Source organism: Archangium primigenium (assembly GCF_016904885.1).
Classification (GTDB): domain Bacteria; phylum Myxococcota; class Myxococcia; order Myxococcales; family Myxococcaceae; genus Cystobacter; species Cystobacter primigenius.
Genome location: NZ_JADWYI010000001.1, coordinates 4,030,706 through 4,046,500, shown reverse-complemented (window position 1 = coordinate 4,046,500; position 15,795 = coordinate 4,030,706). Strand labels below are relative to the sequence as shown.

The 15,795-nt window shown below is 70.7% G+C and carries 13 protein-coding genes; 8 read left to right on the top strand and 5 right to left on the bottom strand.

Annotation, left to right across the window (positions count from 1 at the left end):
• Positions 1–15: 15 nt before the first annotated feature.
• The 3 genes from I3V78_RS16830 to I3V78_RS16820 form a co-directional block, all read right to left on the bottom strand.
• Complete coding sequence (locus I3V78_RS16830; protein WP_204489251.1) at positions 16–2,163, bottom strand: protein kinase domain-containing protein; 2,148 nt, start codon at positions 2,161–2,163, stop codon at positions 16–18.
• A 114-nt stretch (positions 2,164–2,277) separates the two neighbouring features.
• Positions 2,278–2,646: a hypothetical protein gene (locus I3V78_RS16825; protein ID WP_204489248.1), complete on the bottom strand. Its 369-nt coding sequence runs from the start codon at positions 2,644–2,646 to the stop codon at positions 2,278–2,280.
• A 160-nt stretch (positions 2,647–2,806) separates the two neighbouring features.
• Complete coding sequence (locus I3V78_RS16820) at positions 2,807–5,758, bottom strand: choice-of-anchor D domain-containing protein (RefSeq protein ID WP_204489246.1); 2,952 nt, start codon at positions 5,756–5,758, stop codon at positions 2,807–2,809.
• Between the two features lie 293 nt (positions 5,759–6,051).
• On the opposite strand from I3V78_RS16820, the gene I3V78_RS16815 reads away from it, so the two are divergent.
• Entirely contained in the window at positions 6,052–6,693 is a 642-nt protein-coding gene (locus tag I3V78_RS16815; protein WP_204489243.1) for a CDP-alcohol phosphatidyltransferase family protein, read from the top strand.
• Between the two features lie 41 nt (positions 6,694–6,734).
• Here the strand turns inward: I3V78_RS16815 and I3V78_RS16810 are convergent, their stop codons facing one another.
• Complete coding sequence (locus I3V78_RS16810) at positions 6,735–7,091, bottom strand: hypothetical protein (protein WP_204489240.1); 357 nt, start codon at positions 7,089–7,091, stop codon at positions 6,735–6,737.
• Positions 7,092–7,367: 276 nt separating this feature from the next.
• On the opposite strand from I3V78_RS16810, the gene I3V78_RS16805 reads away from it, so the two are divergent.
• The 4 genes from I3V78_RS16805 (at position 7,368) to I3V78_RS16790 (ending at position 13,083) form a co-directional block, all read left to right on the top strand.
• Positions 7,368–8,927, top strand: coding sequence for an ATP-binding protein (locus tag I3V78_RS16805; protein WP_204489238.1), 1,560 nt, complete (start codon positions 7,368–7,370; stop codon positions 8,925–8,927).
• Between the two features lie 158 nt (positions 8,928–9,085).
• The gene (locus tag I3V78_RS16800) at positions 9,086–9,376 is read left to right on the top strand and encodes a hypothetical protein (protein WP_204489236.1); all 291 of its coding nucleotides are present in this window, start codon (positions 9,086–9,088) and stop codon (positions 9,374–9,376) included.
• A 149-nt stretch (positions 9,377–9,525) separates the two neighbouring features.
• Positions 9,526–10,701 carry a serine/threonine-protein kinase gene (locus I3V78_RS16795; RefSeq protein ID WP_338023622.1) on the top strand — a complete coding sequence of 392 codons (1,176 nt, stop codon included), beginning with the start codon at positions 9,526–9,528 and terminating at the stop codon, positions 10,699–10,701.
• Between the two features lie 102 nt (positions 10,702–10,803).
• Positions 10,804–13,083, top strand: a complete 2,280-nt coding sequence (locus tag I3V78_RS16790; RefSeq protein ID WP_204489231.1) for a PAS domain-containing sensor histidine kinase — start codon at positions 10,804–10,806, stop codon at positions 13,081–13,083.
• A 5-nt stretch (positions 13,084–13,088) separates the two neighbouring features.
• Here the strand turns inward: I3V78_RS16790 and I3V78_RS16785 are convergent, their stop codons facing one another.
• Positions 13,089–13,442: a PadR family transcriptional regulator gene (locus I3V78_RS16785; protein ID WP_204489228.1), complete on the bottom strand. Its 354-nt coding sequence runs from the start codon at positions 13,440–13,442 to the stop codon at positions 13,089–13,091.
• 39 nt (positions 13,443–13,481) lie between these two features.
• On the opposite strand from I3V78_RS16785, the gene I3V78_RS16780 reads away from it, so the two are divergent.
• The 3 genes from I3V78_RS16780 to I3V78_RS16770 all read left to right on the top strand — a co-directional run bounded on the left by I3V78_RS16780 (position 13,482) and on the right by I3V78_RS16770 (position 15,783).
• Positions 13,482–14,036 carry a class I SAM-dependent methyltransferase gene (locus tag I3V78_RS16780; protein WP_338023621.1) on the top strand — a complete coding sequence of 185 codons (555 nt, stop codon included), beginning with the start codon at positions 13,482–13,484 and terminating at the stop codon, positions 14,034–14,036.
• Positions 14,037–14,122: 86 nt separating this feature from the next.
• Entirely contained in the window at positions 14,123–14,491 is a 369-nt protein-coding gene (locus tag I3V78_RS16775; protein WP_204489225.1) for a hypothetical protein, read from the top strand.
• A gap of 149 nt (positions 14,492–14,640) precedes the next feature.
• On the top strand, positions 14,641–15,783 hold the full coding sequence (locus tag I3V78_RS16770) for an oxygen-binding di-iron domain-containing protein (protein ID WP_204489223.1): 1,143 nt from the start codon (positions 14,641–14,643) through the stop codon (positions 15,781–15,783).
• The last annotated feature ends 12 nt before the right edge of the window (positions 15,784–15,795 follow it).

The following is a 15,795-nucleotide window of genomic DNA, read 5'->3' as shown; positions in this document are numbered from 1 at the left end:
TCCCGGAAGAAGGAGCTAGAACTTCACCACCACGCGGGTGTGGCTGTTGGGCTTCACCTCGACCCGCTGCGTCCGGGTGCCCTTCTCCGGGTTGGAGAAGCGGCACTCATACACGCCCGCGACCAGGCTGACGTCGGGCAGGGGCGTGCTCCCCAGGTTGCGGCCCCCACAGGACACGTCCGCCCAGGGCGTCACCGCGAAGCGCACCGTGCCCTTGCGCGTCTCCACTGGCGCGGGGGGCGGCGGCTGCGGGCGGACCTCCGCCCGGGGCTCCTTCTGCGTGGGCAAGGCCTCGAGCTCCAGGGCCTCTTCCTGCGTCGGGCCCTGCCCCACCACGATCTTCCGGGTGAGGCTCCGGTGGCGCGGGGCCTCCACGCGCACCGTCAATTCCTGGCCGGGCAGCGCGGACATCACCAGCGGCGACCTCGCCGGGCTCTGTCCATCCACCGACAGCGACGCCTGCAGGGGCCTGGCCGTCAGGGTCACCTGCACGGGCACGGGGGCCGGCGGATCCTTGCGCACCACCGCCTCGGTGGGCGGCGGCGTGGGCACTGGCGTCGGCGTGGGAGCGGGCTCCGGGGTCGCGGGCTCGGGCTCCACGGGCGTCGGCACCATCGGCTTCGGCCCCGCGGTGATGGTCACCGGAGGCTCGGGCACGGAGCGCGTCGCCCACAGGCCCCCGAGCACGCCGCCCAGCAGCACGAGCACGCCCACGATGATCAGGGGCCGCCGGTTGGACGGGGGCGGCGGCGCGGGCACCTCGGTCTCGCCGGGCGGCTCGGGGTCCTCGATCGTCTCGGACATCCCGGACAGCTCGGCCGGGGGCGGGGCGACGGCCCGGTGCCGCGGATGGCTGGGCCGCACCAGCGGCGTCTCGCTCAGCGACTCGCTCGGCGCGTCCAGGGCCGGCTCGGAGGGACTGCGGCGCAGGTCCACGGTGCGCTTGCGCTCGACCACGTTGGGCCGCAAGTCGCCGCGCGAGGGCCGCGAGGGCGTGCGCGAGGAGGACAGGGGCAGCGTCGCGCCGTCCATCCGGGGGGCCGCCATCGTGTTGTCGGCGGTGGGTTGATCCAACGCGGGGCGCTCGGGGGCGGGGCGCTCGGGCGGGGAGCGCTGCTCGGGCGGGACCCGCTCGGCCAGCGAGCGCTCCACGGCGGAGCGCGCGGCGCGCAGGGAGGCCTTGGAGCCGCCCGGAGGCGACACGCCCTCCTCCTCCACGAGCACGTCCCCCAGCCGCGCCTCCTCGGCGAGCCGCGCGGCGTACAGGTCCTTCATGTACGCGGCCACGTCCGCCGTGGCCGAGGGCGCCGGGTGCGACGCGAGCCACTCCTCCAGGGCCCGCTGGAAGTGCAGCGCCTCCGAGTAGCGGTGGGCCGAATCCCGCGCCAGCGACTTCATGACGACGGCGTCCAGATCCTTGGGCACGCGCGCGTTGAGCTGCGAGGGCGGCGTGATGTCGCACTCGGCCACCGCCTGCAGCGTGATGATGTCGTTGGCGCGCTTGAACAGGCGCACGCCCGTGAGCAGCTCGTAGAGCACCACGCCCAGGGCGAAGATGTCGCTGCGGCGGTCCACCCGCTGACCGGCGGCCTGCTCCGGCGACATGTAGGAATACTTGCCCTTGAGCACGCCCGAGCGCGTCTCGGTGGCCTGGTCCGCCGCCTTGGCGATGCCGAAGTCCACCACCTTGGAACGCCCCTCGAACGTCAGCAGGATGTTCTGCGGGGAGATGTCCCGGTGGACGATGTTGAGCGGCTTGCCGTTGGCGTCCAGCTGCTTGTGCGCGTGATCCAACCCGGCGCACGCCTCGCTGAGGATGCGGCACACCAGCGGCACGGGGATGAGCTGACCCCGGCGCTCGGCCGACTTCCAGATGCGTCGCAGATCCTCGCCATGGATGTACTCCATGGCGATGAAGAAGCTGTCGTCCTGGGAGCCCAGGTCGAAGATCTGCACGATGTTGGGGTGATCCAGACGCGCGGCGATACGCGCTTCGTCCAGGAACATCTGGACGAACTCCTCGTTCTCCGCGAGGTGCGGAAGAATGCGCTTGATGACCAAGAGCTGCGGGTCACCTTCCTCGCGCGCGAGGTAGATCTGCGCCATGCCACCCATGGCGAGTCGCTTCAGGAGCTGATATTTGCCGTATTTCTCGATTGACACGGTGCGACACGCCCCCACGGCGGAGAGCCAGGGACGGGACCCCCCGGACGCGGATGACCCGAGCGTAAGCGGCCCGGCGCGGAGGGTCAAACCTCCTGTCACACTCTTCCCTGCCTACCCCCCGCGGCGCACCGGGGTCCGGACCTGGCGGGTCTCCCGCATGAGGGCTTCCAGCTCCTCCAGGTGCCGACGGAGGACGGGCAGGAGGACGGGCGCGGCGTCGACCCGGTCGAACAGCTCCAGGACCCGGTCCACCTTGCGCTCGATTTCCGCGGCCCGGACCGGCGTGATGCGGCGCAGCAACAGGTCCACGCCCGCTTCCATGAGGACCCGGGCCACCGCGTCCCGGGACGCCAGGGGCTCGTCGGGGCGCCGCTGCCCTCCCCCCTTGATGACCCGAAGGCCGCCTGGGGACGGCGCGGCCGCGCGACGCCCGCTGCGGGGCTCGGTGGGGGAGTTGTCGTCGTGCTCTCGGGAACTCACGGTCGCCTCCTGCTGCCGGGGTCCCGTCAGGGTACTCAGCATGGGTTACCCTCCAATTTTCCGGTCAACCGCACAGACCGGTCTGGAGCTGTAGCACCCGGGCCCGACATGTCCCCCGGCACCGGCCGCGCGGCGCCGGGGGCGACGACTCACGCCCAGCTCACGAGCAGGCGCGGCGGTAGTAGATGTCCACCTTGGCGCCCGCGGCGGGGGCGGTGGTGAAGATCACACTGTTGGTGGCGCCGTCGTACTGCCACCCCGCCGTCACCGGCGCGCCGTTGACCGACACGGTGATGCTGCCCGCGTCTGGCAGGTCGCTCAGCGGGAAGCGGTCCTGGGGCGAGAAGGCCTTGTTGGCCACCGAGCGCAGGAGCGGGGAGTAGTCCGGCTCGCACACGGAGATGACCTCGCCGCCCGTGCGGGCCGCGGCCTCGGCGTAGCGCGTGCCGCCGCCGCCCGAGGTGGGGCAGCCCTGGGCCGTGGGCGCGATGGCGTAGAGGGTCATGCGCTGCGGCTGGTTCTCGCCCTTGCGCTCCCGCAGGAAGCGCACGTAGGTGTCCACGCTGTCCGGCGAGTGGTCATCCTCGTCGCCCACGAAGACGACCACCAGGGCGGCCTCGTCGCGCAGGAAGCCCCGGTTGCCGTCGTTGGGCACGGGGGTGCGCGGATCATCCGCGTTGTTCACCAGCGGCGGCGACAGGGCGCGCCGCACGGCCTCGAAGCCCTGCTCCAGCGACGCGCACAGGCCCACGTTCACGTTCTGCTGCAACACCGACGTCACGTCCGGCGTCTGCAGCGTGAGGATGCGCGGCCGGCTGCCATCCACCGGGAAGAAGCGGCCCGCCTCACCGCCCTGGGCGCCGCCCGGGCAGGCGTTGGACACCGTGTCGATGCCCGTGGTCGTCACGGCCAGGTGCAGGTCCACGCCCTTGGCGCGCGCCGTGTCGACGAACGCGGGCATGGCCGAGCGCAACCGCGGCTGCTCCTCGACCATGGAGGCCGTGTTGTCCACCACGAAGAGCACGTCCACCTTGGCGCCGTCCTGCTGGACGAACTTGTCCGTCTTGTCCATGCGCTTGGAGGACTCGCCCACGAGCGACACGAGCAGCGGGTCGGGCAGGTCCGAGGACTCCACGAAGAGCGGCGACAGGTTCAGCCCGAACACCTGGGCCAGGTAGTCCACCTGCACGGTGAACGCGCCTCCCGGCGGCAGGGTGATGGGCGGCGGGGGCACGTCACTCAGCTGGAACTCGCCATCCGAGGTGCCCGCGCCGATGTACACGTTGGACACCGTCACCGGGGCGCGGCAGGCATTGAGGTAGTTCACCTCGCGCGGCGCCAGCGAGCAGTCCGGACGTGACACGCCGAAGTCCACGTAGCGCGGAGACGCCACCAGACAGGCGGACTGGGAATGCGCGCTCAGGGGAATGAGCACCCGCGGGTTGGCGGGATCCCACTGCTCGATCTGCACCGAGCCCGTGAAGTCACCACCCCCGAGCGGCGAGGCGAAGGCCACCATGAAGCTGAAGGAGTCCCCGGGGTAGACGATGAGGCCCTCCAGCTCGCCACCCGGCAGGCTGAACACCCCTCCCCCGTTATCGTTCATGCGGATGTTCTTCACGGCGCACAGGTCGCGCGCCTGGTTGTTCACCTTCACGCCCAGCACCGCGCCGCGGCCGGGCTCCACCGTGCCGAAGTTCATCGCCAGCGGCGTCACGGTGATCTGACACGGCGCGTGCCGCTCGCCGACGCCCGAGAACGCCAGCACCGTGTCCTGCTCCTCGAACACGTCCGTGCGCATCACCAGCTGGCTGCGCGCCGCGCCCTCGCGCGTGGGCTCGAAGTAGACGCGCAGGTTGACCTCCTCGCCCGGCAACAGCCGGTGCGGCAGCGTCTGCGCCGTCAGGTGGATGGGATTGGTCTCGGGCGTGGAGCCATCCAGCGGCTGGAGGTCCAGCCCCAACAGGTTGAGCGGCCCACCATTGGCGGCGCCGCAGTTCTTCACGTTGATGACCTGGACGGTCTTGGAGCCCAGGGGCTGGGGACCGAAGTCGCGGCTGAGCGGGGACACGCACAGCTCCGCCGCGCCGCCAAAGCCGCGCAGCGCCACGTCCGTGGTGGGATGGCGTCGGCTCTCCACGCGGAAGGAGGCCACGTTGAGCGCCTCGCCCATGTGGCCCGGGCTGTAGCGGAACTCCCAGGAGCGCGTCTCGCCGGGCTGGAGCACCAGCGGCACGTCGATGGCGGCGTGGGTGAAGGAGGCCTCGGTGGACGTCAGCGCGAACGCCGTCACCGCCATGGGCTCGGTGCTCAGGTTGTGCAGCTTCGCCACCCGGAGGCTGTCCTTGTCCACCGGGATGGAGCCGAAGTCGAGCTCGGGCGGCTCGGCCACCACGGCGCGCTCGAGCGCCTCGGCCGTCATCTGCACGGCCACGTCCGAGCACCCCCGGCACGGCGACACCGCGAGCGCCACCTGCTTGGCGCCCACCAGCACGGGCGCGAAGGTGACGGGCACCTCGCGCGTCTCGCCGGGCTGGAGCACCACCGGCTCCGCCTGGAACTCGTCCTTCTGCGCGCCCAAGAGCTTGGGCGTCACCTCCACGGGCAGATCCGTGGGGTTGGTGGCCGTGAAGGACAGCGTCTTGGTGGAGTCCGCCTCGATGCGGCCGAAGTCCAACCGCTTGGGTGACAGCCGCGCCCAGGCATCCACGGCGGTGCCCTGCAGGCGCACGCGCACGAGCGGCTCCTGCCGCGCATCCGAGCGCACCACCAGCGTGGCCGGCATGTCCCCTTCCTGCTGGGGACTGAAGCGCACGCGCACCACGCACTCACTGCCGGGCACGAGCGAATGCGGACCCTCGTGGGTGAACTCCGCCCGCCAGGCGCCGGCGGCGCCCTCCACCCACGCTTCATCGATATTGATGCGGGCCCGGCCGACGTTGCGCAGGACCACCTCCACCTCGCGCCCGTCGAACACCGCCACCCGCTGCAAATCCAGGCCACCTGGCGTCGCCGTCAACCGGCCGTCCGCGATGACCGAGCGATCCCGATCCGCGCACCCCGCCAGCACACCCAGCACCGCGAGGACCCACAGCCCCCAGCGCTTGCTCATCGCACCCTCTCCCCTTCCCCCACCCACCCGGGACCCACACCGTGTCCCCTGCGGCATCACGGTGCGAAACTAGGCACCCATCCAGGGGGGGGCAACGTCCACACCCGATCACCCGTCCTTCCAACCGGGACCACTGTCCGATTCCCATCGGCCTGCGCGGACCCACCTCCGGGCCCCCCCCCCGGGCCCCCTCCTGGGTCCGCTCGGGGTTCTCGGAGGGAAAAACAGGGCGAATGTCGCCAGATGCGCTAAGCCTGGGCCCGCCACGCCCCTCGGGGCCGCGGAGGAATCACATGCCGACGGAGTCACCACAGAGACGTGAGCCGCGCCACTTCTCGATGATCCGCACCTTCACGCCCGCGGATTTCGTCACCCTGGGCAATGCCTTCTCCGGCGCGGGCTCCATCCTCGCCCAGATGCAGTACCTGGCGTCCCGACAGCCCCACTGGCTGTGGCTCGCCTTTGGCCTGATGCCCCTGGCCTTCATCCTCGACGCCCTGGATGGACGCATCGCCCGGTGGCGCTTCCAGTCCTCGCCCCTGGGCGCGGATCTGGACTCGCTCGCGGACGTCATCTCCTTTGGAATGGCCCCCGCGGCGCTCGCCTTCAGCATGGGCATGCGCGGCGAGCTGGACGTGCTCGTCCTGCTCTACTTCGTGGGCTGCGGCATCAGCCGCCTGGCGCGCTTCAACGTCACCGCCGCGAGCCTCTCGGACGACACGGGCAAGGTGCGCTACTTCGAGGGCACGCCCATCCCCACCAGCCTCGCGCTGGTGATGGTGCTCGCCTTCTTCTTCTGGAAGGGGAGCACCGGGGACGCGCTGCCCTTTGGCTCGCTGCACCTGGGCGGCTTCGAGCTGCACCCGCTCGTGCTCATGTACCTGGCGAGCGGCAGCGCCATGATCAGCAAGACGCTGCGCATCCCCAAGTTCTGAGCCCTACTTCCCGCCTGGGGCCAGGCGCCCCGGCGGGCGGCTCAGTCGTCCTGCGGCGCCTTGGGGCCCGCCTCGCCGATGCCGGCGAAGATGGACTGCATGGTGCCCATCAGGAAGGAGCGCGACATCTCCTGCACGGCCAGCTTCTGCTGCTGGGCGGCGTCGGGCGGGGCGGCGGCCGTCCCCGAGGACGCGGCCGACTCCTGACGGGCGGCGGCGATGGCCGAGGAGACGACCGCCCGACCGGGGACCGCGGCCGACGGCGCCGGCGACGGGCCGGCGGCCCCGCTGGCGGTGGCCTGCACGCGCGACGCGAAGCCCGGGCCCGACACGGGGCGGGTCGTGGACGCGGGGACCACGGGGGCATGGGGACCGGGCAAGCCGTTGATGCGGGACATGGTGCCTCCAGGGACGGAAAGCACCCGATGGAGTGCTCCGTCTCCATTATCGCCGGGGAGCCCGCGGGGGTTGCATGGAGAACAGCGTCGGGCGTTCCGCGCCCCTCACGGCGTGAAAAGGTCAGCAACCGCGGGTGCGAACCCCTCCCCCCTTTCCCGCCCCCGCCCCCCTGAATCCGATACGGGCGGATTTTGACCGTGGGCGTCACGACACTTCATCCACGGACATACGATCACCCGGAGACAACGGGCCGGACGCGTTAGCATGAGCGGACGATGAGCAAAGCCGCCTCGGGTCACCGGCCAGCAGCCGCTTCAGGTCGTTCCCGCGCGCGCCCGCTCGCAGGGCAGCGGGCGTCCGACATCCGCCAGCGCCTGCTCGAGGCCCTGGGCCCGGCCCAGCTCGAGTTCGCCCGCCACGGCGACTTGCGCGGGGTGCTCTCCGGCCTCCTCCGGACCCTGCTCGATGTCACCCAGAGTGAATACGGTGTGATCGGCGAGGTGCTCGTCACCCCGAGGGGCCCGCAGCTGAGGCCCCATGCCCTGGAGCACATCGCCTGGCGCGAGCCGGCCGACGCGCCCCCGGCGGCGCCGGTCCTGACGGACGTGGATGCCCGGGAGTTGTCGGCGCCGTTGGGCTCGCTGCTCGCGTCCGGCGAGCCCGTGCTCACCCAGACCCACGGCCAGCCGCCCCGGGAGAGCAAGGGCCTGTTGCCCGGCCTGCCCTTCCCGCGCGCCTTCCTCGGCATGCCGTGCAAGGCGGGGGAGGAGTTGGTGGGCGTGGTGGGCCTGGCCAACCCGGCGGAGGACTACACCCCCGAGCTCATCGACACGCTCAAGCCCTTCCTCGCCACCTGCGCGGGCCTGCTGCTGTGCGAGCGCGGCGCGCGGGAGCAGCGCCGGACCGAAACGGTGCTGCGCCGACAGGAAGAGGAGATCCAACAGCAGCGCGTCCAGATGGAGGAGCTCGTCGAGCAGCGCACGGAGACGCTGCTCGTCACCACCGTGGCGCTCGAGGAGCGGCAGGCGCAGCTGATGCACGCCGAGCGCATGGCGTCGCTCGGCCAGCTCGTGGCCGGCATCGCCCATGAGATCAACAACCCCCTGGGCTACATCACGAGCAACCTGGCCACGCTCACCCAGTACCTCGCGGTCTTCACCGAGCTCATCACCCGCTACCGCGAGCTGGCCTCGCGGCTGACGCCCGCCCCCGAGGACGCCACGGCCGAGCTGCTCACGCGCATCCAGGCCTACCAGGAGGAGGAGGACGTCGACTACCTCCTGGGCGACGTGAAGGACCTGCTCCAGGACTCGCGCGAAGGCGCCCACCGCGTGGCGGACACCGTGCAGAGCCTCAAGGCCTTCGTGCGGGAGGACTCGGGCCAGATGGAGCTGGTGGACGTGAACAAGGAGCTGGCCACCACGCTCAAGGTGGTGTGGAACCAGCTCAAGTACCGCTGCGAGGTGAAGAGCGACTACGGCCAAGTGCCGCCCATCCTCGGCCGGCCCGCCCAGCTCAACCAGGTCTTCACCCACCTGCTGCTCAACGCCGTCCAGGCCCTGTCGGACCCCGGCACCATCCAGATCGCCACCTGGCTGCAGGGTGACGAGGTGCGGGTGAGCATCACCGACTCCGGCCAGGGCATGACGCCTGACGTGCTCGACAAGATCTTCACCCCCTTCTTCACCACCAAGCCCCCGGGCAAGGGCGCCGGCCTGGGCCTGTCCATCAGCGCCGACATCGTCGCGCGCCACATGGGCCGCATCGAGGTCCAGAGCCAGTACGGCCAGGGCAGCACCTTCACCCTCCGGCTCCCCGTGGCCCACGATCCCTGAGCCCTCCGGCCCACCGCCCCCTACATCCACCCCTGTCCCCGCAGGGAACCCCCGGTGTACGCCGGAACGAAAAAAAACACGGGACTGGCAACTCTTCCGCCACGACTGCGATAATCTGCCGAGGCTGGTATTTCCCCCAGAAGGCGAGGCAGGCGCGCATGTGGATCGAGACCATCGTCATGCCCCGGGAAGAGCCGGTCGTCGTGATGGCGCCGCCCTCGCGGGATCGCTCCGCGGTCCATGCGGCGGCCTGTGCCGAGGGACAGCGCTTTCGCGACACGGTGGTGGACTATCTGCACCGCCATCAGTTGATGGACGCGGTGCAGTGGGTCAGCGCGGCGGGCAGCGTGCCGCTGGTCACCCTGTTGTGCTCCGCGCTCGTGTTGGAGCAGCTGCAGCAGGAGCCCAGCTTCGAGGCCGGCCGCGCGCTGGAAGCCCCGCTCTACTAGCCTCCTGAGCGAGCAGGCCTCACAGCAGGCAGCCGGGCGCGGGGGGGGTGGTTCTGTTATTCAGGAGCCTCATGACGGACACGCTTCAATACGCGCCGAATATTCCCTTGGATGCCACTTTCATCTCGCCCTCGTCCGAGGGGGGCGCCGTGAAGACTCCGCCCCGCGTGAACGTGTCCGCGGCCGCGGCGGCGCACCGCACCACGGTGCTGCCCCGGGTGGAGTGGGCGGGGGCCCAGCCCAACGTGATCCCCCTGGAGCGTGAGCGCTTCGAGGAAGTGCGTGCCCTGGGCCAGGGCGGCATGGGCGAGGTGGTGCTGCTCAAGGATCACGACATCGAGCGGCTGGTGGCGCTCAAGCGGCTGCCGGAGTCGCCCGGGCTGGATCAGGTGCTGCGCTTCGTGGAGGAGATCCGCACCGTCGGACAGCTCGACCATCCGAACATCGTCCCGGTGCACGACGTCGGTGTCGACCCGGCGGGCCGGTACTACTTCCTGATGAAGCACCTGCAGGGAGAGACGCTCGAGTCCATCATCCTCAAGCTGCAGCAGGGCGATGCCGCCGCGCACGCGCGCTTCCCCTTCGCCATGCGGGTGCAGGTGTTCATCGGCATCCTCAACGCGCTGACGTACGCGCACCGCAAGGGCTTCATCCACCGCGACCTCAAGCCCGCCAACATCATGGTGGGCCCCTATGGCGAGGTCACCGTGATGGACTGGGGTCTGGCCCGCCGCATCCACACGCCCGCCACGGGCGCGGAGCGGGTGCCGCCCACGGTGCCCGCGAGCCCCCGCGATGCCCTGGCGATGCGGACCCAGATGGGCAGCGTGCTGGGCACGCCGCTCTACATGTCTCCCGAGCAGGCGCGCGGCGAGCATGATCGGCTCGACGAGCGCAGCGACCTCTACAGCGCGAGCGTGCTGCTGCACGAGTTCCTGTTCCTGCGCCACTACCTCGCGGGACGCGAGAGCCTCCCCCAGGTGCTCGAGGGTGTGCAGCACGAGCAGCTCAAGCTCTTCCCCCACCCGCCCGCGCATCCCCACCAGCCGCCCGTGCCCTCGGAGTACGTCTGGCTCACGCGCAAGGGCATGTCGAAGGATCCCGCCGAGCGCTATCAGTCCGCCGAGGAGCTGATGACCGAGTTGCGCGGCATCCTGGAGGGGCGCATCCACGTGCGCTGCTCGCGGACCCTGATCAAGCGCGGCCTGCACGAGACGCTGCGCAAGGTGGAGTCCCACTCCGCCCTGATGATGGGCGCGGGTGGGGTCGTGGCCCTGCTCCTGCTCGCTTCCCTGGCCCATCTCCTGTACGTGCTGTTCTCCTGAGCCACCGGGGAGGCCGCCGGGGGATGTCCTTCCCGGGGCTTCTCGGCTAGATTTCCACCTGCTGGTGGCCTTCCGCTTCTGCGTTCTTCAAGGTTCCGCGCCATGTCCTTGCCCGCCCAAGATCCCACTCCGGGCTCCCGGGATCGGTCCGGTCTGCCCCGCGACACACCGGGCTTCACCGAGGACGGCGCGGGAGCACGCGAGCGCCTGCTCCACGTGTTGCTCTCGGTCCAATCCGACATCATCCGGGGCGCGCATGCGCCGAGCGCCCTGGAACGGCTGCTCTCGCAGCTCCTCGCGCTGACGGGCAGCGAGGCCGTGCTGCTGGCCGCGCCTGTCCACTCCGCGGACGCCCCGTCGACCTATCACCGCGTGGTCGCCCTTCCCGCGGACGCGCTGCCCTCCTCCTGGGACACCCCGACGAGCCGGGAGGGCACGCCGTGCGCGGCGCACGAGCTGCGCGCGCTGGTGGAGACCGTGTGCGCCACGGGCGGCGTCACCCAGACGCTGACGCCCGGCGCCCGGCGCCCGGTGCTCGGGCTGCCCCTGGAAGTCGAGGGGAGCGTGGTGGGCGTGCTGGGACTCGCGGGCCGACCCGACGGCTACGACGCCGGTCTCATCGAATTCCTGCGACCCGTGGTGCACACCTGCGGCGGCATCCTGTGGGAGTGTCGCAACGAGCAACGGCGCCAGCGGGCCGAGCAGGAGGTCCGTCAGCAGCAGCAGCAGAGCGCCGAGCGGCTGCGCCTGGTGCTGGAGAACATGCAGGATGGGGTCTGGGATCTCGATCTGCTCACCGGCGAGGTGTTCGCCAATCCGCGCTGGATGGGCATGCTGGGCTATGGCGAGGGAGAGATGCCCCGCGCCGCCGCGACCTGGATGGCGCTGCGCCACCCGGACGACGTGGTCCCCGGAGACAAGATCCGGCGCGATCACCTGGAAGGTCGCATCCCGCTCATCGAGATCGAGCAGCGCATGCGCCACCGGGACGGCCGGTGGATCTGGGTGCTCACGCGCGCCAAGGTGGTGGCGCGGGATGCCAACGGGCGGCCCCTGCGCATCGTGGGCACCAACGTGGACATCACCCCGCACAAGCTCAGGGCCAAGCGCCTGCAGGACCTGGTGGACGTCCTGCCCGACCTCGTCTTCCGCCTGGGCGCGGACGGCACCTACCTGGACCACTACGACAAGAACCCCGATGAGCTCGCCATCCCGCGCCAGAGCATCATCGGCTCCAACATCCGCCAGCTGCCCCTGGCGCAGTCCGTGCTCGACAAGATGCTCGCGCACGTGGCGAAGGTCATTCGCGACGGCAAGGTGGACACCTTCGAGTACATGATGGCGCTTTCGCAGGGCCCTCAGTACTACGAGCTGCGCACCATGAAGACCGCCCCCGAGGAGGTCATCGCCATCGTGCGCAACATCACCGAGCGCAAGCTGACCGAGTTCCGCATCCTGCAGCAGGAGGAGGAGCTGCGGCGCCACCGCGACAGCCTGGAGGAGCTGGTGCGCATCCGCAGCGAGAAGCTGCTGCGCGCCACCCTGGACCTCGAGGAGCAGCAGGCCCAGCTCGTCCAGAGCGAGAAGATGGCGTCGCTCGGGCAGATGGCCGCGGGCGTCGCGCACGAAATCAACAACCCGGTCAGCTACGTGATGAGCAACCTGGGCACGCTCGACCAGTACGTCTCCGGGCTCACCCCCCTGCTGGAGGGGGTGCGGGAGCTGACGCGCCTCGGCGCGCCCGAGGAGTTCCGCGCCGAGCAGCTCGAGCACATGCGCGAGCTGTGGCAGCGCGAGGACGTGGACTACGTGCTCGGGGACATGCCCCAGCTCATCGAGGAGTCGCTCGGCGGCACGCGGCGCATCAAGGAGATCGTCCAGAGCCTGCGCTCGTTCGCGCGCGAGGACACCGGTGAGCCGCAGCTCGTGAACGTGAACGAGGAGCTGGCCTCCACGCTGAAGATCGTGTGGAACGAGCTCAAGTACAAGTGCGAGGTCAAGCGCGACTTCGGGCCCCTGCCGCTCGTGAGCTGTCACCCCACGCAGATCTCCCAGGTGTTCACCAACCTGCTCGTCAACGCGGCCCAGGCCATCGAGACGAAGGGGGAGATCCGCATCCGCACCCGGCAGGAGGGCGGCGAGGTGGTGGTGGAGATCGCCGACTCGGGCAAGGGCATGACGCCGGAGACGATCTCCAAGCTCTTCACCCCGTTCTTCACCACCAAGCCCCGGGGCCAGGGCACGGGCCTGGGGCTGTCCGTGAGCTACGGCATCATCGCGCGCCACCAGGGCCGCATCGACGTGCAGAGCGAGCCCGGCAAGGGCAGCACCTTCACCATCCGCCTGCCGGCCTCCGCCCCCGAGGCGCCCGCCGAGAGCTGAGCGGCTCAGCGCGGGGGCGGCTTCGCGTCGTGCGCCGAGAACACCCGCGTGACCATGCGCACGGTGCGCACCCACGCGTCCATCTGCTCGATGAGCTGCCGCTGGCCCTCCTCGGTGAGGGAGTAGAAGCGCGAGCGGCGATTCGTTTCCGAGTGGCCCCACTCGGAGGAGATCCACCCCTTCTCCTGCATGCGGTGCAGCGCCGGGTAGAGCGAGCCCTCCTCCACCACGAGCTGCCCCTGCGTCACCTGCTCGAGCCAGCGCACCAGGGCCGCGCCATGCCGCGAGCCCAGACTCAGGGACTTCAGGATGAGGACGTCCAGGGTCCCCTGAAGCAGCTCCACCTCCGACTTCGACATGTGTCCCCTCCTCCGGGCGCTGGCGTAGCATGCACCGGCGTGAGCGCGGCGGGCACCCTCCTCTTCCTGCTCCTGGTGATCCTCCTCATGGGGGCGATGCTCTCCATCGTCTTCCACACGCTGCGCACCGGCATCTCCCCCATGCCCAGCTCCCGCCGGGTGCGCCAGCAACTGCTCTCGCTCGTGCCCCCGGACCTGGAGGGCCCCGTCCTCGAGCTCGGCGCGGGCTGGGGCACGCTCGCCTTCGCCCTGGCGGACCACTGCCCCCGGGCGGAGGTCCACGCCTATGAGCTGTCTCCCCTGCCCTACGCGTTCTGCCGGCTGCGCCAGCGTCTGGGGCCCCGGCCCAACCTGCGCTTTCTGCGCGCGGACTTCTTCGCCGTGTCCTTCACGGGCGCCTCGGCCGTGGTCTGCTACCTCTACCCCGGCGCCATGCTCCGCCTGGCCCCCAAGCTGGCGGCGGAGCTCGCCCCGGGCACGCCCATCCTGAGCCACACCTTCGCGCTGCGCGGCTGGACTCCCACACACACGCTCGTGACGGCGGACCTGTACCGCACCCGGGTGTACCGCTACGCGGCGCCGGGCCGGATTTAACCTCTCCCCGGGTCCGGGGTTTTTCAGGGCAGAAGGCGCCGGGAAGCACCTCCGGCGCTCGACACCGCAGTCCTGGAGAGCACCTCATGCGCACGAAGATCGCCCTGTCCGCCGCCATCGCCTCGCTGCTGTTCGCCGTGCCCGCCCTCGCCGCCCCCGAGGCCCCCGCGCCCAATGCCCAGGGCAAGCACGAGGGCCCCCGGGGCAAGCACCACCGCAACAAGCACGGGGGCATGGAGCGCCGGCTCAACCGCGCCGTCGAGGACGGTCGTCTCTCGCGCGCCCAGGCCGATCAGTTCCTCGCCGAGGCCCAGCAGCTGCGCCAGGAGGTCCAGGCCCAGCGCCAGGCCGCGGGCTGCCAGCTCAACCCCGAGCAGAAGCAGCAGTTCAAGGAGCGCAAGCGCGCCCTGCGCGAGAAGGTCCGCACGGCCCTGATGGCCTCGCGCACCCCGTGACGCCCTCACCGGCGGCCAGGGCACGGGAGCGAGTAGCGCGCCTCATGCGCTCTCGCCCGCCTGCCCGGCACGGAACAGGTCCGCGGGAGGGTGCGGGCTGCTAGGCTCGGGGGTGTCGCCTCCACCCCTTGCGTGAGGAAAGTCACGTCATGAGCAGCGCTGCCTCCGTCCCGAGCCCGGATCTCAACCGTGTCGCGGTGGAAATCGCCCCCGAGACGTTCTGGGTGGGCAAGCGCGAGCCCGGCGCCATCTTCTACGCCAACCCGTACCTGCGCCGCTTCCGCGGCACGGACGCGCGCACGCAGAAGGCCTCGGAGTTCAACCTCCTCATCGATCCGGGCTCGAGCAGCGACTTCTCCACCATCCACACCAAGGTGGTGTCGCTCATCGGCGGGATGGACCGGCTGTCCGCGCTGTTCGTCAACCACCAGGATCCGGACGTGGGATCCTCGGCGAGCATCATCTCCGCGCGCTACTCGCCGCGCGCGAGCATCCTGTGCTCCGAGGACACCTGGCGGCTCATCGTCCACTTCAACCTGCCGCGCAACCGCTTCATCCCCACGGAGAAGTTCTCCCAGGGGCTCCACGTGCCCACCGGGCACAAGCTCTTGCCCGTGCCCTCGCCCTTCTGCCACTTCCGGGGCGCGGTGATGCTCTACGATCCGCAGACGCGCGTGCTCTTCACGGGAGACCTGTTCGGCGGGCTCACGGACTCCAAGGCCCAGGGCCTGTGGGCCGAGGAGTCCGATTGGACCGGCATCCGCGCCTTCCATCAGATCTACATGCCGGTGAACTCGGCGCTGGTGCGCGCGGTGGCCGCCATCCGCGCGCTCACGCCCGCGGTGGAGATGATCGCCCCGCAGCACGGCCGCGTCATCCGGGGCCGGCTGGTGCAGCAGTTCCTCGAGCGCATGGAGCGGCTGCAGGTGGGCCTGGACATCATCGATGAGGCACAGGACCGCACCCACCTGCAGGCGTGGAACACGGTGTTGGAGCGGGTGCTGACGCTGGCGCGCGGCTACCTGGGCGAGTCGGTGGAGGCCAAGCTCTCGGCGAGCGATCAGCTCTCGGACACGGCCCAGTTCAAGGGCAAGGCGCTGGTGGCGCACCGCATGGGCAAGTGGACGCTGGAGCACGTGGTGGACCTGCTGTGCCAGGGCGAGCCACAGGAGATCTCCGGCCCCATCATGGTGGAGGCCACGACCGCCGCCGCCGAGTACAACCTCCCCACGCCCCACCTGGACATCGAGGGCTCGGGCGCTCCGGCCCCCGTGTCGCTCCTGGAGTCCTGAGCCCCCGGCCCG